At 63.7% G+C, this 18,728-nt stretch carries 10 protein-coding genes, 4 tRNA genes and 1 pseudogene; 10 read left to right on the forward strand and 5 right to left on the reverse strand.

The genetic code is table 11. The features are described from left to right. The first annotated feature begins 329 nt into the window (after positions 1 to 329). Positions 330 to 1,703, forward strand: coding sequence for a DNA recombination protein RmuC (gene rmuC, locus C4Q27_RS18315; RefSeq protein WP_177410041.1), 1,374 nt, complete (start codon positions 330 to 332; stop codon positions 1,701 to 1,703). Here rmuC and C4Q27_RS18320 read toward each other — a convergent pair. Continuing rightward, entirely contained in the window at positions 1,675 to 5,154 is a 3,480-nt protein-coding gene (locus C4Q27_RS18320) for a PAS domain-containing hybrid sensor histidine kinase/response regulator (RefSeq protein ID WP_064491466.1), read from the reverse strand. The genes rmuC and C4Q27_RS18320 overlap by 29 nt on opposite strands. A gap of 126 nt (positions 5,155 to 5,280) precedes the next feature. Continuing rightward, positions 5,281 to 6,459 (reverse strand): MFS transporter, encoded by a 1,179-nt coding sequence (locus C4Q27_RS18325; protein ID WP_010952748.1) that lies wholly within the window; start codon positions 6,457 to 6,459, stop codon positions 5,281 to 5,283. Positions 6,460 to 6,640: 181 nt separating this feature from the next. Here C4Q27_RS18325 and C4Q27_RS18330 point away from each other — a divergent pair, with 181 nt between their 5' ends. The 4 genes from C4Q27_RS18330 to C4Q27_RS18345 all read left to right on the forward strand — a co-directional run bounded on the left by C4Q27_RS18330 (position 6,641) and on the right by C4Q27_RS18345 (position 11,635). Beyond that, on the forward strand, positions 6,641 to 7,372 hold the full coding sequence (locus tag C4Q27_RS18330) for a GntR family transcriptional regulator (RefSeq protein WP_020189988.1): 732 nt from the start codon (positions 6,641 to 6,643) through the stop codon (positions 7,370 to 7,372). A gap of 95 nt (positions 7,373 to 7,467) precedes the next feature. After that, positions 7,468 to 8,742 (forward strand): MFS transporter, encoded by a 1,275-nt coding sequence (locus tag C4Q27_RS18335; protein ID WP_014754228.1) that lies wholly within the window; start codon positions 7,468 to 7,470, stop codon positions 8,740 to 8,742. Between the two features lie 24 nt (positions 8,743 to 8,766). After that, on the forward strand, positions 8,767 to 9,600 hold the full coding sequence (locus C4Q27_RS18340; protein WP_064491467.1) for an amidohydrolase: 834 nt from the start codon (positions 8,767 to 8,769) through the stop codon (positions 9,598 to 9,600). 157 nt (positions 9,601 to 9,757) lie between these two features. Beyond that, on the forward strand, positions 9,758 to 11,635 hold the full coding sequence (locus tag C4Q27_RS18345; protein WP_064491468.1) for an MFS transporter: 1,878 nt from the start codon (positions 9,758 to 9,760) through the stop codon (positions 11,633 to 11,635). Positions 11,636 to 11,638: 3 nt separating this feature from the next. On the opposite strand, the gene sugE is transcribed toward C4Q27_RS18345, so the two are convergent. Together sugE and rdgC are read right to left on the reverse strand one after the other, a co-directional pair. Further along, complete coding sequence (gene sugE / locus C4Q27_RS18350) at positions 11,639 to 11,956, reverse strand: quaternary ammonium compound efflux SMR transporter SugE (protein WP_010952753.1); 318 nt, start codon at positions 11,954 to 11,956, stop codon at positions 11,639 to 11,641. Positions 11,957 to 12,267: 311 nt separating this feature from the next. After that, positions 12,268 to 13,188: a recombination-associated protein RdgC gene (gene rdgC, locus C4Q27_RS18360; RefSeq protein WP_003252510.1), complete on the reverse strand. Its 921-nt coding sequence runs from the start codon at positions 13,186 to 13,188 to the stop codon at positions 12,268 to 12,270. Positions 13,189 to 13,404: 216 nt separating this feature from the next. Here rdgC and C4Q27_RS18365 point away from each other — a divergent pair. The 4 genes from C4Q27_RS18365 to C4Q27_RS18380 all read left to right on the forward strand — a co-directional run bounded on the left by C4Q27_RS18365 (position 13,405) and on the right by C4Q27_RS18380 (position 13,906). Beyond that, positions 13,405 to 13,480: transfer RNA gene (locus C4Q27_RS18365), tRNA-Val, on the forward strand. Between the two features lie 13 nt (positions 13,481 to 13,493). Next, positions 13,494 to 13,570: transfer RNA gene (locus tag C4Q27_RS18370), tRNA-Asp, on the forward strand. 170 nt (positions 13,571 to 13,740) lie between these two features. Continuing rightward, a tRNA-Val gene (locus tag C4Q27_RS18375) sits at positions 13,741 to 13,816 on the forward strand. 13 nt (positions 13,817 to 13,829) lie between these two features. Further along, positions 13,830 to 13,906, forward strand: a tRNA-Asp gene (locus C4Q27_RS18380). A gap of 161 nt (positions 13,907 to 14,067) precedes the next feature. Here C4Q27_RS18380 and C4Q27_RS18385 read toward each other — a convergent pair. Beyond that, positions 14,068 to 14,249 (reverse strand): annotated as a pseudogene (locus tag C4Q27_RS18385) (type I methionyl aminopeptidase); the annotation flags it as partial. Positions 14,250 to 14,590: 341 nt separating this feature from the next. Between C4Q27_RS18385 and C4Q27_RS18390 the strand changes: the two are divergent. After that, the gene (locus tag C4Q27_RS18390; RefSeq protein ID WP_104887162.1) at positions 14,591 to 18,616 is read left to right on the forward strand and encodes a bifunctional nitrate reductase/sulfite reductase flavoprotein subunit alpha; all 4,026 of its coding nucleotides are present in this window, start codon (positions 14,591 to 14,593) and stop codon (positions 18,614 to 18,616) included. Positions 18,617 to 18,728 lie beyond the last annotated feature (112 nt).

An 18,728-nucleotide genomic window follows, 5' to 3' on the forward strand; every position in this document is an offset into this window, starting at 1 on the left:
CCGCGAATACGGTGGCGGCTGCGACGGTGAACGGCGGGTGGAAATTGGCCAGTAGGGCCGGCCTCTTCGCGGGTGAACCCGCTCCTACGGGCGACCGCGCGGGCTTTTCTTTCAGGCTTGCGCAGCGGGCTTGCCCGCGAAGAGGCGGATGCAGGCAACACACCCATCAGGCTGATAAGCTGCACTCAATTTGCATCAGAGCGTTCGGGGTAAGCATGACAGTGGATCTGGCCAGCATTCTGCTGGGCTTGGTGGCAGGCGCAATACCCTGCCTGGTGTGGGTCATGCAGGTGCAGCGCCGCCAAGGCGCCCGGCAAGCTGAGCAGGCCTTGCTCGAAGAACGCCTCAATGCAGCCCAGCTGGCCCAGGCCGGCCTGCAGGCGCAACTGGACGCCAGTCGCGACGAGGTCAGCGACCTCAGTGAGGCCAACGCCGTCAAGCAGGCCCAGTTGGCCGCCCAAAGCCGTGAGCTGGAGCTGCTGCAGATCGATCGCGACAACGCCCGTGACGCCGCCCACGCCTGGAGCCTTGAGCGCGCCAATCGCGAAGCCGAACTGCGTCGCCTGGAGGCGCAAACCGCGCGCCTGGACGCAGAACTGCGCGAACAGCAGGAAAGCCACCAGCAACGCCTGGAAGACCTGCAGGAGGCCCGTGACACCTTGCGCGCCCAGTTCGCCGACATGGCCACCAAGATCTTCGACGAACGCGAGCAGCGCTTCGCCCAGACCAGCCAGCAGCACCTTGGCCAGTTGCTCGACCCGCTCAAGGAGCGCATCCAGGCCTTCGAAAAACGCGTGGAGGAAAGCTACCAGCAAGAGGCCCGCGAGCGCTTCTCGCTGGGCAAGGAGCTGGAGCGCCTGCAACAGCTCAACCTGCGCCTGTCCGACGAAGCCACCAACCTTACCCAGGCCTTGAAGGGCCAGAAAACCCAAGGCAACTGGGGTGAGCTTATCCTCGAACGTGTGCTGGAACATGCCGGCCTGGAAAAGGGCCGCGAATACCAGACCCAGGTCAGCCTGAAAAGCGCCGACGGCGAGCGTTTCCAGCCGGATGTGCTGATCATGCTGCCCGGCGACAAGCAGGTGGTGGTGGACGCCAAGGTCAGCCTCACGGCGTACCAGCAGTTCGTTTCCGGCAACGACGAAGCTGCGCTCAAGCAGCATGTGCAGTCGCTGCGCAGCCACGTCAAAGGCCTGTCGAGCAAGGACTACAGCCGCCTCGAAGGCCTGCACAGCCTGGATTTCGTGTTGTTGTTCGTGCCCATCGAGGCGGCCTTTTCGGCGGCCCTGCAGGCCGAGCCGAACCTGTTCCAGGAGGCTTTCGACCGGCAGATCGTGATTGTCAGCCCTACCACGTTGCTGGCCACCTTGCGGGTTATCGACAGCCTGTGGAAGCAGGAGCGTCAAGGGCAGAACGCCCGCGAAATTGCCGAGCGGGCCGGCTGGCTCTACGACAAGTTCGTGCTGTTCATCCAGGACCTGGACGAGCTGGGCAGCCGCTTGCAGCAGGTAGACAAGGCTTATGCCGCCGCGCGCAACAAGCTGTGCGAAGGGCGTGGCAACCTGGTCAGCCGCAGCGAGCAGCTTAAGCTACTGGGCGCCCGTGCCAGCAAGAGCTTGCCGGCAGACCTGCTGGAGCGGGCGCTGTCCGATGAGGCGCTGCCCGAGGTAGCGGTTACTGAGCCAGGCTCAGATGGCGATTGAGCAGGGCGCGCAAGGCCGCGGGCTTGACCGGTTTGGCCAGGTAGTCCAGCCCTGATGCATGTACCAGAGCGATGGTTTCCTTGCTGCCGTCGGCGCTGATCACTACACCGGGTACCGGCTCACCCAGCCGTGCTCGAAGCCAGCCCATCAGCCCGGTACCGGTCTCGCCGTCGTCCAGGTGGTAGTCCACCAATGCCAGGTGCGGGCGCATGCCTTTGGCCAGCAGGGCTTCGCATTCGGCCTGGTTGCGCGCGGTCCATACCTGGCAACCCCAGCGGCTCAGCAGGCTGTTCATGCCGATCAGGATGCTGTCTTCGTTGTCCACGCAAAGCACTTGCAGCCCCGCCAGTGGCTGGCCGCCCTGTTGTTCTGCAGGCGCGCTTGGTGCCGCGGTGGCCTGGCGTGCAATCGGTACGCTGACGCGGAACACCGTGCCCTTGCCTGGCCATGAGCGCACTTCCAGCGGATGCCCCAGCACCCGACACAGACCGTCTGCAATGGCCAGGCCCAAGCCTAGCCCCTTCTCGGCACGGGTCTGGTGGCTGTCCAGGCGCTTGAACTCCTGAAAGATCACTTGCAGCTTGTCGTCAGCAATGCCCGGGCCACGGTCCCAGACCTCCAGCCACAGGCGCTCACCCTGTCGGCGCGCGCCTAGCAGGATCGGGCTCTTGCCGTAGCGCAGGGCATTGGTGAGGAAGTTCTGCAGCACCCGGCGTAGCAGTTTCATGTCGCTGTCCACCCTCAGGCGGCTGCCGCGCAGGCGGAACTCCAGGCCCTTCTCGGCCGCCAGCAACTTGAACTCGGCGCCCAGGGTGTCGAACAGCTCGTTGAGGGCGAAGGGTTTGGCATCCGGGGTGATCTTGCCGTTTTCCAGGCGCGAGATGTCCAGCAGGTCGCTGATCAGCTCTTCAGCCGAGCGCAGCGAGCTGTCCATGTGCTGTACCAACTGCCGGGCCTCTTCGTTCATGCCCTCGGCCTGTTGCGACAAGGCGGCAGAGAAAAGCCGTGCAGCGTTCAACGGTTGCATCAGGTCATGGCTGACGGCGGCCAGGAAGCGGGTCTTGGAGTTGCTCACCGCTTCGGCCTGGCTCTTGGCTTCGGACAGCGCCTGGTTCAACTGCGACAGTTCGTGGGTGCGCTCCGCCACGCGTTGCTCAAGGCGTTCGTTGGCATCGCGCAGGGCCTGCTCGGCCTCGCGGAACGGGGTGATGTCGGTGAAGCTCATGACAAAGCCACCGCCCGGCATCGGGTTGCCGATCAGCTCGATCACCCGGCCATTGGGGAACAGCCGCTCGGAGGAGTGCGCGCGGCCCTGGCGCATCCAGTGCAGCCGCCGCGCCACATGCACCTGTGCCTCGCCGGGGCCGCACAGGCCGCGCTCGGCGTTGTAGCGGATGATGTCGGCAATCGGTCGCCCTACACTGATCAGCCCGTCCGGGTAGTTGAACAGTTCAAGGTAGCGGCGGTTCCAGGCCACCAGGTGCAGGTTCTGGTCGACCACGCTGATGCCTTGGTTGATGTTCTCGATGGCGCCTTGCAGCAGGGCGCGGTTGAACTGCAGCACCTCACTGGCTTCGTCAGCGATGCGCACCACGTCTTCCAGTTGCATGTCACGGCCTTCGATGGCCGCCTTGACCACCGCGCGGGTCGACGAGGTACCGAGCACCCCGGCCAGCAGGCGCTCGGTGTGCTCGATCCAGTCGCCATCGGCGTTCTGGTTAGGGTTGAAGCCCTTGCCCTGGCGGTAGGCAAAGCGGATGAAGCTCTGCCGTGCGCGCTCTTCCCCGACAAAGCGCGAGGCCAGGGTCAACAGGTCGTCGATCTGCACCGCCAGCAGCGGCTTGCTGCTGGGCCGCGCGCTGGTCTGCTGGCCAATGAACCGGCCGGCCTGCCAGTGCTCGGAAACCCGTGTGCGCGACAGCACCGAGACCCAGGCGAACAGGGTGAAGTTGCCCGCCAGTGACAGCACCACACCTTGGGTCAGTGGACTGATCGGCAGGTTCAGCGGGTTGCCGTGCAGCCACGCCAGGCCAGGGAACAACTGCAACGACCAGCCCAGGCTGTGCGCGGCAATCGGCAGCACCAAGGTGTAGAACCACAGGAAAATGCCAGCGGCCAGGCCGGCGAACACACCGCGACGGTTGGCCTGCTTCCAGTACAGCGCGCCAAGCATGGCCGGGGTGAGCTGGGTCACAGCGGCAAAGGCGATCTGGCCGATGGTCGCCAGGCTGGCGGTGGAACCCAGCAGGCGGTAGCTGACATAGGCCAGCAGCAGGATCACCACGATGGTTACCCGGCGTACCGAAAGCATCCAGTGGCGGAACGCTTCGAAAGGCCGCTCGGCGTTATTGCGGCGCAGCAGCCAGGGCAGCAGCATGTCGTTGGACACCATGGTCGACAGCGCCACGGCCTCGACGATCACCATGCCGGTGGCCGCCGAGGCACCGCCGATGAACGCCAGCAGGGCAAGGCTCGGGTGCGCCTCGGCCAGGGGCAGGCTGATGACGAACGAGTCGGAGATCACCGTGCCGGGCAGCAGCATCTGCCCGGCCAGGGCAATCGGCACCACGAACAGCGCGGCCAGTGCCAGGTACATCGGGAATACCCAGCGCGCCAGGCGCAAGTCCTGCGGTTCGATGTTCTCCACCACGGTAACGTGGAACTGCCGGGGCAGGCAGATGATTGCCATCATCGCCACGGCGGTTTGCACCACCATGGAAGGCCAATTGATGGTTTCTTTCCAATAGTCCTGCAAGTGGATCGACTGGCGGGCCTGGCTGAACAGGTCGTCGAAACCGTCATACAGGTTGAAAACGATGAAGATGCCCACGGCAAGGAACGCCAGCAACTTGATCAGCGATTCGAAGGCAATTGCCAGGACCATGCCGCGGTGGTGCTCGGTCACATCCAGGCTGCGGGTACCGAAGACGATGGCGAACAGCGCCAGTACCAGCGATATCACCAGCGCGGTGTCCTGCACGCGGGTGCCGGTGGCGTCGGCGTTGGCGCCGATCAGCAGGTTCACGCCCAGTACGATGCCCTTGAGCTGCAAGGCGATGTACGGCAGCACGCCGACCAGGCAGATCAGTGCCACCACCACTGCCAGGGTCTGCGACTTGCCGTAGCGCGCGGCAATGAAGTCGGCGATCGAGGTGATGTTCTGCTGCTTGCTGATCAGCACCATCTTCTGCAGCACCCAAGGGGCGAAGATCAGCAGCAGTACCGGGCCCAGGTAGATGGGCAGGAACGCCCAAAGCTGTTCGGCGGCCTGGCCGACCGCGCCGAAGAAGGTCCAGCTGGTGCAGTACACGGCCAGCGACAGGCTGTACACCCAGGCACGCAGCTTTGGCGGCAATGGCGTGCTGCGGCGGTCGCCATAGAAGGCGATGGCGAACATGATGGCCATATAGGCCAGGGCGACCACGGCGATCAGCCCGCTGGACAACGACATGAAGACTCCGAAGCAAAAAGGTAACGCGGTCCCGATCAATCAGTCTGGCACGCAAGTGCCGCTTCGTCAGCGCAGACGATGGTTGTAGGAGCGGGTTCACCCGCGAATGGGCCGGAACAGGCAACATCAACCCCTGCGGGTGCCCAACCAATAGAACACCCCTGCCAGTATCACCGACAACACCAGCAGGTAGAAGACTGCCCCTGGCCACAGGTGTACCAGTGCAAACCCCACCATCACCGGCCCCAGCGCCGCCCCCAGGTTGGACAGGTTCTGCGCGCCGTAATACACCCCGCGCAAGTGCTCCGGTGCGATCAGGTCGATAAACATGTACTCGGCCGGGATCACGATGATTTCGCCCAGCGTGAACACCAGCATCGCCAGGCACCAGGCCAGTACCGAGCCCGCCAGCGCAAAACCCAGCAAGCCGGCGATGAACAGGCCCATGCCGGCCAACAGCCACGGCATCAGGCGCTGGCGGCTGATACGCCGGCCAATCAGGTACTGCAAGGCAATGACCGTCACGGCGTTGGTGGTGACCAGATAGCCGATCAGCCGTGCCGCTTCGGCCGGGTTGCTGGTGACCACCAGGTACTGGGACAGGTAGGCGGTGAACTGGCCGAACACCACCGCGCTCAGCACCCCACCCACGGTAAAGCACACCAGCCGACGATCCCGCGCCAGCCCCAGCGCCACTTGGCCGAAGCCGGCCGCAGGCTTGTCCGGCGCGCTGGCCTGCAGGCTGCGATCACCCAGGCGCCAATAAGCCAGGCACATGGCCAGGCCAAGCAGGGCAGAGGCGAGGAACGGCACATGGTCGTTCAGTTCAAGCATGGCCACGCCCAGCAACGGGCCGGCGGCGTAGCCGACGTTGCTGAGGGTGTACTTGATGGCGAACACCTCGGCCCGCTCATCCACCGGCAGTAACGCGCAGAAGCCTGCCTTGGCGGCGATATCGACCACTGCCAGGGCCAGGTTGATCAACACCAGACAGAAGAAGAACGGCAGTGCCGAACGGCTGGCGACCGCGCCGACGAAGGCCAGGGCGAACAGCAGGGTACTGGCGCTGACCAGCGTGTGGTTGCTCAAGGTGTCGACCAGATGACCACCGTAGAGACTCAACAGGGAGGCAACGATCAGCGCGCCACCGATCAGCAGGCCGATCTGGCTGATCGGCAGCTGGAAATTGTCGGCCAGGTAAACCACCAGGTAGGGCAGGGTGAGGGCGCGGGCGACGGTAAGCGTGAAGGTGGTGGTGAGCAGCAGGCGAACGGTGTGCGGATAGCGTTTTATGGCGGCGAGCATTGCCACGTCCTTGTTGTGCGGGTTTGCCGAGCACAAGCATAAGCCACATGCGGTCCTCCCGACACAAGGCCGTTTCGCCTACCAAAGGGCGACAGGCGGAGGATTGACAGCCCGCCAGGCTCAGGGAATACTCTCGAGAAATTCATATATATGTTTATATAACAAGACGAGAGCGAGACCCATGCACCCATTGACCGGTGATGCTCGACTGCCCCGCTACCAACAACTGCGCGATCACATGGTCGCGCAAATTGCCAACAACCGCTGGCGCCCGGGGGAAGCGATCCCCACCGAGGCAGCCTTGGCCACCGAATTCGACCTGTCGATCGGTACCGTGCGTAAAGCCGTCGATGTCCTGGTGGCCGAAGGCGTGCTGGAGCGCCAGCAGGGCCGCGGCACCTTCATTCGCCGCCCACAGTTCCAGTCGTCGCTGTTCCGCTTCTTCCGTTTCGAGGCCGCCAATGGCGAGCGCATAGTGCCGGAAAGCCGCATTCTCTCCATCGAGTCGCTGCCGGCGCCTTCCGCGGTGGCCGAGGCATTGGGCCTGGCAGGGGAGGCAGAAGTGATCCGCATCATTCGCACACGTCTGCTCGGCGCCCAGCCGGTGCTGGCCGAAGAAATCTGGCTGCCGCGCCAAACCTTCCAGCCGCTGCTGGACGTGGATCTGAACAGCGAGGGCCCGCTGCTGTACCCGATCTACGAAGCGCTGTGCGGTCAGGTGGTCGCCTACGCCGAAGAAACCCTGACCGCCGAAGCGGTCGACGCGGTGCATGGCCGCTTGCTGCAACTGCCGGCCGACAGCCCGGTGGTCGTGATCGAGCGCCTGGCCCGCGACTACGCCGGCAAACCTCTGGAATGGCGCCGCTCGCGCGGCCATGCGCAGCACTTCCGCTACCGCATCGACATTCGTTAAACCGGTCGCTTCACCTTTTTACCTGTCTGCGCCGTGCTGCCACGGCGCAGTGGCTTCGCCTGCCCGTCACACCCACGACTAGAAGGATAACAATCATGTTCAGCTGGTATCGCGAGATCACCTCACGGGAACGCAAGACATTCTGGGCCTGTTTCGGCGGCTGGTCGCTCGATGCGCTGGAAGTGCAGATGTTCGGCCTGGCCATCCCCGCGTTGATTGCCGCGTTCTCCCTGACCAAGGGCGATGCCGGCCTGATCAGTGGCCTGACCCTGGTGACCTCGGCAATCGGCGGCTGGCTGGGTGGCACACTGTCCGACCGCTATGGTCGCGTCCGTACCCTGCAATGGATGATTCTCTGGTTTTCGTTCTTCACCTTCCTTTCGGCGTTCGTCACCGGCTTCTACCCGTTGCTGTTCGTCAAGGCCATGCAAGGCTTTGGCATCGGTGGCGAATGGGCAGCCGGCGCTGTGCTGATGGCCGAAACCATCAACCCCAGGTATCGCGGCAAGGTCATGGGCACGGTGCAGAGTGCCTGGGCTGTGGGGTGGGGCCTGGCGGTGGCATTGTTTACGCTGATCTACTCGCTGGTGCCGCAGGAGTTTGCCTGGCGGGTGATGTTCTTCGTCGGTCTGCTGCCGTCGCTGCTGATCATCTGGGTACGCCGCAACGTGCCTGAGCCGGACAGCTTCCAGCGCCTGCAGAAAGAAAAGGCCATCCCTTCCAGCTTCTTGCAGTCGATGGCTGGCATCTTCCGCCCGGAACTGCTGCGTGTGACCCTGCTGGGCGGCTTGCTCGGCCTGGGTGCCCACGGTGGCTACCACGCGGTGATGACCTGGTTGCCGACCTTCCTCAAGACAGAGCGCAACCTTTCGGTGCTGAACTCGGGCGGTTACCTGGCGGTGATCATCCTGGCCTTCTGGTGCGGCTGCGTGGTCAGCGGCCTGCTGATCGACCGTATTGGCAGGCGCAAGAACATCCTGCTGTTCGCCCTGTGCTGTGTACTGACCGTGCAGGCCTACGTGTTCTTCCCGCTGACCAATACCCAGATGCTGTTCCTCGGCTTCCCGCTGGGCTTTTTCGCCGCCGGCATCCCGGCCAGCCTGGGTGCGTTTTTCAATGAACTGTACCCGGCTGACGTGCGCGGCGCCGGGGTGGGCTTTTGCTACAACTTCGGTCGCGTGCTGTCGGCCGTGTTCCCGTTCCTGGTCGGGCACATGAGCGAGTCGATGTCGCTGGGCAGTGCCATCGGCATCGATGCCGGCATCGCCTATGGCGTTGCGGTGATCGCAGCCCTGTGCCTGCCCGAAACCCGTGGCCGCAACCTTGAATCTGCACCTGCGCCGGAAACGGCCGGTGCCGTCGCCAAGTAATCTGAACCTGTTTGTATGAGAACCATGCCCGACGCACCCGCTTTGCACCTGACTGCCATCGACAGCCACGCCCACGTGTTCAGCCGTGGGCTGAACCTGGCCAGCCAGCGGCGTTATGCGCCCAGCTACGATGCGCCGCTGGGCGACTACCTGGGCCAACTGCGGGCCCATGGTTTCAGCCATGGCGTACTGGTCCAGCCCAGCTTCCTGGGTACCGACAACCGCTACCTGCTCAGCGCCTTGCAGACCGTGCCAGGGCAACTGCGCGGGGTGGTGATGCTGGAGCGGGATGTCGAGCGGGCGACCTTGACGGAAATGGCCCGGTTGGGAGTCAGGGGGGTACGCCTCAACCTCATGGGGCAAGACATGCCTGACCTGACCGGCGCGCAGTGGCGGCCCCTGCTGGAGCGCATCGGCGAGCAGGGTTGGCACGTGGAACTGCACCGTCAGGTGGCGGACATTCCAGTGCTGGTGCGGGCATTGCAGCCCTATGGGCTGGACATCGTGATTGACCATTTCGGCCGGCCAGATGCCCGCCTTGGCCTGGGCCAGCCGGGGTTTGCCGAACTGCTGACCCTGAGCGGTCGGGGCAAGGTGTGGGTGAAGGTGTCCGGCATCTACAGGCTGCAGGGCTCGCCGGAGGAGAACCTGGCATTCGCCCGTCAGGCGCTGTGCGCGCTGGAAGCCCATTACGGCGCAGAGCGGTTGATGTGGGGCAGTGACTGGCCGCATACCCAGCATGAGTCGGAGGTCAGTTTCGGCACCGCTGTCGAACAGTTCGAGGCCTTGGGTTGTTCAGCGCCGTTGCGCCAGGCACTGTTGCTGGATACCGCGCGGGCGTTGTTTGGCTTCGAGTGACCTAGCGCCAGTGCTGCAACTGCCAGCAGGTCCTTGAACGCAAGCTTGTGTGGTCATGCCTGAGCCGGTGCTTGCCAGCCAGCGCATTTCCCATGCAGATTTGTGGCCCGGCGCGCTTGGCGAGCCTCCAATTGAAAAGCCCTCAGGACCAAGGACGATGAGTCACTCTTCGCAATTCACCTTGCTCGGCAAGCGGCGTTTCCTGCCGTTTTTCATCACTCAGTCGCTGGGTGCCTTCAACGACAACCTGTTCAAGCAGTCGCTGATCCTGGCGATTTTGTTCAAGCTCAGCCTGGGCGATGGTGACCGATCGATCTGGGTCAACTTGTGTGCCTTGCTGTTCATCCTGCCGTTTTTTCTGTTTTCGGCGCTGGGCGGGCAGTTTGGCGAGAAGTTCGCCAAGGATGCGCTGATCCGGGCTATCAAACTGGCCGAAATCGTGATCATGGCGATTGGTGCGCTGGGCTTTGTCACCAACCATCTGTGGCTGATGCTGGTGGCGCTGTTCGGTATGGGGACCCACTCGGCGCTGTTCGGCCCGGTGAAATATTCGATCCTGCCGCAGGCCCTGCGCGAGGAAGAGCTGGTGGGCGGTAACGGGCTGGTGGAAACCGGCACCTTCCTCGCCATCCTCGCCGGCACCATCGGCGCGGGCATGATGATGTCGGCCGACAGCTACGCAACGGTGGTAGCCGGTGGCGTGGTCGGCACGGCGGTACTCGGCTACCTCGCCAGCCGCTGGATCCCTCGGGCGGCTGCCGCCTCGCCGCAAATGCCGCTGGACTGGAACATCTTCAAGCAGTCGTGGGTGATCTTGCGCATGGGCCTGGGCCAGCCGCCGGCGGTGTCGCGTTCGATCGTCGGCAACTCGTGGTTCTGGTTTGTCGGCGCCATCTACCTCACGCAGATCCCGGCCTACGCCAAGGATTGGCTGCACGGTGATGGCACGGTGGTGACCCTGGTGCTGACCCTGTTCTCGGTGGGCATTGCCCTGGGCTCTCTGCTGTGCGAGCGGCTCAGTGGACGCAAGGTGGAAATCGGCCTAGTGCCGTTCGGCTCGTTCGGCCTGACCCTGTTCGGCCTGCTGTGGTGGTGGCACTCCGGTGATGTACCGGCTGCAGCAGCGCCGCACGACTGGCTGGCGCTGCTGGGCATGAGCCAGGCCTGGTGGATCTTGCTGTCGATCATTGGCCTGGGTGTGTTCGGCGGCTTCTACATCGTGCCGTTGTATGCGTTGATCCAGGCCCGCACGGCCGAGGACGAGCGCGCCAGAGTGATCGCGGCCAACAACATTCTCAATGCCTTGTTCATGGTGGTGTCGGCGGTGCTCACCATCATCCTGCTAGGCGTGGCCAAGCTGAGCATCCCGCAGCTTTTCCTGGTGGTGTCGCTGCTCAATATCGCGGTCAACACCTATATCTTCAGGATCGTGCCCGAGTTCACCATGCGTTTCCTGATCTGGCTGCTCAGCCATTCGATGTACCGCGTGCAGCACCGAGACCTTGAGCGCATCCCCGACGAAGGTGCAGCGTTGCTGGTGTGCAACCACGTGTCGTTCGTCGATGCGTTGCTGCTGGGCGGGGCCATACGCCGGCCGATCCGCTTTGTCATGTACTACAAGATCTACAACCTGCCGGTGCTCAACTTCGTGTTTCGCACTGCCGGTGCCATCCCGATTGCCGGGCGTAACGAAGACCAGGCGACGTACGAGCGGGCCTTCGCGCGGATTGCCGAGTACCTGGCTGATGGCGAGCTGGTGTGCATCTTCCCGGAAGGCAAGCTGACGGGCGATGGCGAAATCGATGTTTTCAAGGGTGGGGTCAGCCGCATCCTCGAAGAAACGCCGGTACCGGTGATTCCGCTGGCCTTGCAGGGGTTGTGGGGTAGCTTCTTCAGCCGCGACCCGGCCAAGGGCTTCTTCAAGCGCCTGTGGTCGCGGGTGACCATCGTGGCAGGCGCCGCCATCCCGGTGGAGGCGGCGCAGCCCGAGGTGTTGCGCGAACAGGTCAGCCGCCTGCGCGGCCCTCTGCGATAGGGGTTAGCTGGCGCTGACTTTCAGGCCGACAAGGCCGCAGACGATCAGCGCCACACTGACCAGCCGCACCAGGGCCATGGACTCGCCGAACAGAATGATCCCGGCGATGACCGTACCGACTGCGCCTACGCCGGTCCAGATGGCATAGGCGGTGCCCAGCGGCAACTCCTTCATGGCCAGGCCCAGCAGGCCCAGGCTGATGACCATGGCGCCGACGGTAAGGACAGTGGGTAGCGGTCGAGTGAAACCGTCGGTGTATTTGAGGCCGACGGCCCAGCCAACCTCGAACAGGCCGGCGAAAAACAGGATGATCCAGGACATGAGTGTGTCTCCATCGTTTGAATGATGGGGCCGTCCCCGGAGTGGTCACGCGGTGCGTCGTGAGGTCGTCCTCACAGTGGGCACCATGGTGCCTGTCTGCGGCCTTCCGGGCAAGTCCACGCCTGCTGGCCAATTTCCACCCGTCGTTCACCGTTGCCGCCGCTACCGTATTCGCGGGTAAACCCGCTCCTACACCTGATCGGGGGGGCACACATTGGTGATTGGGCGCAGGCCGTCGTAGGCGCGGGTTTACCCGCGAAGAGGCCGGTGCTGGCAGAAACGCTTCAAGCCAGCACCGCAACTCATACCCGTCAGACCCCTTGCGGGATCTCTTCCCCACCCAGCGCCTCGAACAGCACCGGCAGGAATTCGGCAAAGGTCATCATCATCAACTGGAAGCTGGCATCGAACTGCTGCGCAGCCTCATCGCCACCGTCCTGCTCGGCCTGCTCCTGCAGCAGTTCTTCGAACTTCAGGCGCTTGATGACCATCTTGTCGTCGAGGATGAACGACAGCTTGTCTTGCCAGGCCAGGGCCAGCTGGGTCACCACTTTGCCGGTGCTCAGGTGCAGCTGGATCTCTTCGCCAGTCAGGTCCTGGCGCTTGCAGCGTACGATACCGCCATCTTCGGCGGTGTCGCGCAGCTCGCACTCGTCCAGCACATAGAAGCCTTCGGCGGCTTGCTGCGACTTGACCCAGTCGGTCATGGTGGCCACTGGCGCAATCTTCACCGTGGCCGGGCGCACGGGCAGCGAGCCCATCACTTCACGCAGGGTCGACAGCAGGTCTTCGGCGCGCTTGGCGCTGGCCGAGTTGACCAGGATCACGCCCAGGCGCGGGGCAATGGCAGCGAAGATCATCGAGCGGCGGATGAACGCACGCGGCAGGAACGCCTGGATGATTTCGTCCTTGATCTGGTCGCGTTCCTTTTTATAGACCTTGCGCATTTGCTCGGTCTCGATCTCTTCGACCTTTTCCTTGACCGCGTCGTTGACCACGCTGCTCGGCAGGATGCGTTCTTCCTTGCGCGCGGCAATCAGCAGGTACTCGCCGCTGACATGCACCAGGGGAGCGTCTTCGCCTTTGCCGAACGGCGCGACGAAACCATAAGTGGTCAGCTCCTGGCTGGCGCAGGGGCGGGCCGGCTTGCTGGCCAGGGCGGCTTCCAGCGCTTCAGGCTCGAACGGAACTTCCTGGGTCAGGCGGTAGGTCAGCAGGTTCTTGAACCACATGAGGGGCAATCTCTCCTTAATGCATAAGGCGGGCATTATTCTCCGAGCGGTGAATTGAGGCCAGCCCTGTCAGAGGGCCAGCAGTGGCTTATGCATGAAAGAATCGCCCGACAACGCTAGGTCTTTGAAAGGCCTGAGGTTTTTTTTGCAAAAAGTTTAAAAAGTGCTTGCCAGGGTGTGGGGCGCTCCGTAGAATGCGCGCCACACCGAGACGAAGGGTGATTAGCTCAGCCGGGAGAGCATCTGCCTTACAAGCAGAGGGTCGGCGGTTCGATCCCGTCATCACCCACCACTCGATGTATAGCGCAGCGGTAGTTCAGTCGGTTAGAATACCGGCCTGTCACGCCGGGGGTCGCGGGTTCGAGTCCCGTCCGCTGCGCCATATTCCACTTCCAGGGCCCACTGAACACCCGGAAGTAACAAAGAAAGCGACCTTAGGGTCGCTTTTTTTGTGCCTGATTTTTGGTGTTTGACCGAAGTGTGAAAAAACTTCGATAAGTGCTTGCCAGAGCGCCAAGTCGCCCGTAGAATGCGCGCCACACCGAGAGACATGGGTGATTAGCTCAGCCGGGAGAGCATCTGCCTTACAAGCAGAGGGTCGGCGGTTCGATCCCGTCATCACCCACCACTCGATGTATAGCGCAGCGGTAGTTCAGTCGGTTAGAATACCGGCCTGTCACGCCGGGGGTCGCGGGTTCGAGTCCCGTCCGCTGCGCCATATTCCACTTCCAGGGCCCACTGAACACCCGGAAGTAAAAAAGAAAGCGACCTTAGGGTCGCTTTTTTTATTTCTGCATCATGCGATCGTCTCCGCCCCTCTGCAACAAGGGGCTAGCTGCGCCACTCTTCTTCCCGCAGCGTCAGCACCTCAAACCCGTCCTCGGTCCCCGGCCGTGCCTTGAGCGTATCGACGATGAACGCCTCGGCGCGGTCGTTGATCTGCATCGTGGTCACATCGGGGCGGATGAAGCTGTCGAGTTTGGCAAACACCTGGGTCAGCAACTGACCGGCGCGGCGCGTCAGTCGAGTTGGGCGGGGGGCTTGAGGATCACCTGGGACATGGGGGGAGGGCAGTTGCTCATGCTGGAAATTGCCCCAGCAAAGCGCCTGGGAGCGTGAGGTTGCCACCGCATGGTGCGTAACCTGTGCAGGCCTCTTCGCGGGCACGCCCGCTCCTACAGGTACTGCGCCGCCCTCAGGCCTTGCGATATCCCTGTGGGAGCGGGCATGCCCGCGAAAGGGCCGGTATAGCTGGCCCATAAATTGCTGATCTACTCTCACCCCGGGCTGTCAACGTCGACAGCCCTCACCATTTCACGACAAAGGCGCCGTGTTGCCCCGCTTGCATATCAGCATGCCGGGGCAGCCGGCGCCTTTTTGCGTTTTCCACAGGAGCCCGCCCATGGCCAACAGCGAAGTACGCAGCGTCTGCCCCTACTGCGGCGTGGGCTGCGGCATCGTCATGAGCGTTGCCGATGGCAAGGTCGGCAAGATCAGCGGCGACAAGCTGCACCCGAGCAACTTTGGCCGCCTATGCACCAAAGGCCTCACCGCACACCAGCCACTGAGTGCCAGCGGGCGCATGGCCGACGCCTACCTGCGCCAGCAACGCAGCCAGCCGCCAGTGCGCACCAGCATGGACCTAGCCATCGCTGCCACTGCCGAGCGTCTGCGCAGCATCATCGACCAGCACGGCCCGGATGCCGTGGCGCTGTACGTGTCCGGGCAAATGTCGCTGGAGGCTCAGTACCTGGCCAACAAGTTGGCCAAGGGCTTTATCCGTACGCGCCACATCGAGTCCAACTCGCGCCTGTGCATGGCCAGCGCCAGCAGTGGCTACAAGCTGTCGCTTGGCGCCGATGGCCCACCTGGCAGTTACCAGGACTTCGAGCACGCCGACGTATTTCTGGTGATCGGCGCCAACATGGCCGACTGCCACCCGATCTTGTTCCTGCGCCTGCTTGATCGGGTCAAGGCCGGTGCGAAGCTGATCGTCGTCGACCCACGGCGCAGCGCCACCGCCGACAAGGCCGACCTGTTTCTGCAGGTGCGCCCCGGCAGTGACATGGCCTTGCTCAACGGCCTTTTGCACCTGCTGCATCGCAACGGCCACACCAACCCCGATTTCATCGCCCGCCACACTGAAGGCTGGGACGAACTGCCGGCCTTCCTCGACGACTATACCCCCGAGCGCGTCGCCGCCATCACCGGGCTGGCCGAGGCCGATATCATCAAGGCCGCCGAATGGATCGGCAGCGCCAACAACTGGATGAGCTGCTGGACCATGGGCTTGAACCAGAGCATACACGGCACCTGGCACAGCAACGCCATCTGTAACCTGCACTTGGCCACGGGTGCCATCTGCCGCTCCGGTAGCGGCCCGTTCTCGCTGACCGGCCAGCCCAATGCCATGGGCGGCCGCGACATGGGCTACATGGGCCCCGGCTTGCCAGGCCAGCGCTCAGCGTTGGTGGAAGATGACCGCGCGTTCGTCGAACGGCAGTGGCAACTGCCACCCGGCAGCCTGCGCAGCGAGGGCGGCGAGGGTACGGTGGCGCTGTTCGGGCAGATGAAAGCCGGTGAAGTGAAAGCCTGCTGGGTCATCTGCAGCAACCCGGTAGCCAGTGTCGCCAACCGCCAGCAAGTGATCGACGGCCTGCGCAAGGCCGAACTGGTCATTACCCAGGACGCCTTCCTCGACACCGAAACCAACCGCTACGCCGACATCCTGCTGCCGGCCGCGCTGTGGGCCGAAGGCGAGGGTGTGATGATCAACAGCGAGCGCAACCTGACCCTGATGCCACGCGCTGTCGAGCCCCCCGGGCAAAGTCTGCCGGACTGGCAGATCATTGCCCGCGTAGCGTGCGCCATGGGCTATGCCGACGCCTTCGACTACCCCAATGCCGAAGCGGTGTATGAGGAAATACGCCGCTTCCACAACCCTGTTACCGGTTATGACCTGCGCGGTATCGGCTATGCCGAATTGCGTACGCAGCCGCGCCAGTGGCCCTGTGCACCGGGAAGCGAACAGCATCGCAGCCCGCTGCGCTACCTCAACGACGGCAGCAGCCAGGCGCTACTGCTCGATGCCCGGGGTAGGCGGCCGGCACTGGCCTTCCCCACCGCCAGCGGCAAGGCGCGCTTCTTTGCGCGGCCCTGGTTGCCGGCAGCGGAATTGCCGGACGATGACTACCCCATGGTGCTGAATACTGGGCGTGTGCAGCACCAATGGCACACATTGACCAAGACCGGCAAGGTGCCGGCACTGAACAAGCTGGAGCCCGGCCCCTACCTTGAGATTCACCCTGAGGATGCCGCCCGGCTGGGTGTCGCTGAAAAGGACCAGGTAGCCGTTCGCTCACGCCGGGGGCACGCCGTGTTGCCGGCGCGCATCAGTGACCGGGTCATGCCGGGCAACTGCTTTGCGCCGTTTCACTGGAACGACCTGATCGGCGAGCAATTGGCGATCAATGCCGCGACCTGCGATGCGGTCGACCCGCTGTCGCTGCAGCCTGCCTTCAAACACTGTGCCGTAGCCCTGGAGCGGGTCGCAGGCGAGCGCATCGACGCCCTTGATCTGAACACTGCCACTGTAGAGCCTGTCCGCATGCCGACCGCCACCCTGTCCCGTCTGCTTGGCCTGCACACTTTGCCGGTTCCGGTGCTGGCCGAAGAAGAGCGTCATTACCTGCAAGGTTTCCTGCTGGGCCTGGACCAGGCCCGCGCCGAGGGCGTACCCCGCCTGCCGGCCAGTGCGCCGCTGGCTGCCAGCCGTCGTTTGTTTGTCGACGGCTTGCTGGCCGGGCTGTTCGCCCAGCCTGCAACTGCACCCATCGCGGCACAGGCCGCGCCATGGCATCAGGTGCTGTGGGCCTCGCAGACCGGCAATGGTGAGCAGCTGGCGGAACGCTGTGCCGCGCGCCTGCGCGGTGCCGGTCTGAACGTGCAACTCAGCTGCCTGGAGGCGGTCAGCCCAAGCCAGCTGCAGGGTGCTGCCAGTGTGGTGTTGATCGCCAGCACCTTTGGCGATGGCAACGCGCCCGACAGCGGCGCGGCCTTCTGGCAGGCTTTGCAGGGCGAGGAGGGCGCTTACTGCGCCGGGCTGCCCTATGCCGTACTGGCCCTGGGCGACTCCAGTTACGACCAGTTCTGCGGTTTTGGCCGCAAGCTCGACCAGCGCCTGGCCGAGCTGGGAGGGCATCGCCTGCTGCCGCGGGTGGACTGCGAGCCAGACTTCGACGAAGCCTTTACCGGCTGGCTCGAAGCGTTATTGCCTGCACTGGGCACTGCCACAGCGCCGCCTCCGGCGAGTGAACCTGCACCCGTATCGGCCTTCAGCAAGCAGCAACCCTGGATGGCCACCGTACTGGAAAACCGCCTGCTCAATGGCCCCGGCGCCAGCAAGGAAACCCGTCAGCTGGTCTTCGATCTGGGCGGCAGCGGCTTCAGTTACGCTGCCGGCGATGCCCTGGGCGTATGGCCGCGCAACTGCCCGGCCCTGGTAGAAGAGCTGCTGACACTGATGCAGCTCGATGGCCAGGCTATGGTCGAGCTTAAAGGTCATAGCGCCATGCCATTGGCCGAAGCCCTGCAAACACACCTGGAAATTGCCAAGGTCACTGCGCAACAACTGCAGGCATTTGCCAGCAACGCGCCTGACCTGCAGCGCTTGCTGCAGCCTGAATGCAAGGCCGAGCTGCAAGATTGGCTGTGGGGCCGGCAGTTGGTCGATGTGCTGCGCGCCTTCCCCCAGCAGTTGTCGCTGGCCAGCTGGCTGGAATTGCTCAAGCCATTGCAGCCGCGGCTCTATTCGATCAGCTCCAGCCCGCTGGCGCACCCAGGCCAGGTGCATCTGACGGTATCGACGGTGCGTTATGGCGAACGTAAAGGCGTGTGCTCAAGCTTTCTTGCCGACCGTGCGCAGGTGCAAAAGGTGGCGATCTTCCCGCAGGTGTCGAAGCACTTTCGCTTGCCCGAGGACGACAGCGTGCCGGTGATCATGGTGGGCCCTGGTACCGGCATTGCACCGTTCCGTGCGTTCCTCGAGGAGCGAGAGGCACGGGGCGCAAAAGGCGACAACTGGCTGTTCTTCGGCGAGCAGTATGCAGCGACCGATTTCTATTACCAGGAGCAGTTGCAGGCCTGGCAAGCGGCGGGGCATCTGCGGCTGGACACGGCGTTCTCGCGGGACCAGGTCGAGAAGATCTATGTGCAGCAGCGCATGCTCGAGCAGGGTGCGCTGTTGTGGCAATGGCTGGAGGCGGGGGCGTATTTCTATGTGTGTGGCGATGCGCAGCGCATGGCCAGGGATGTGGATGCGGCGTTGCGGGTGATCGTCGCCGAGCATGGCCGGATGGATGCGGCGGCGGCTGCGGCTTATGTCGAAGGCTTGAGCAAGGCCAGGCGTTATCGGCGCGATGTGTACTGAAGTGCTCCAAGATGGGGTGTTGTGCACCTTGAATGTGCATTGGCTGGGCGGGCCCAGCGCAAGTGTAGGAGCGGGTTTACCCGCGAAGAGGCCGACACAGGCAACCCACGCA

It is taken from the genome of Pseudomonas sp. SWI36 (assembly GCF_002948105.1).
In the GTDB taxonomy this organism is placed as follows: Bacteria; Pseudomonadota; Gammaproteobacteria; order Pseudomonadales; family Pseudomonadaceae; genus Aquipseudomonas; species Aquipseudomonas alloputida.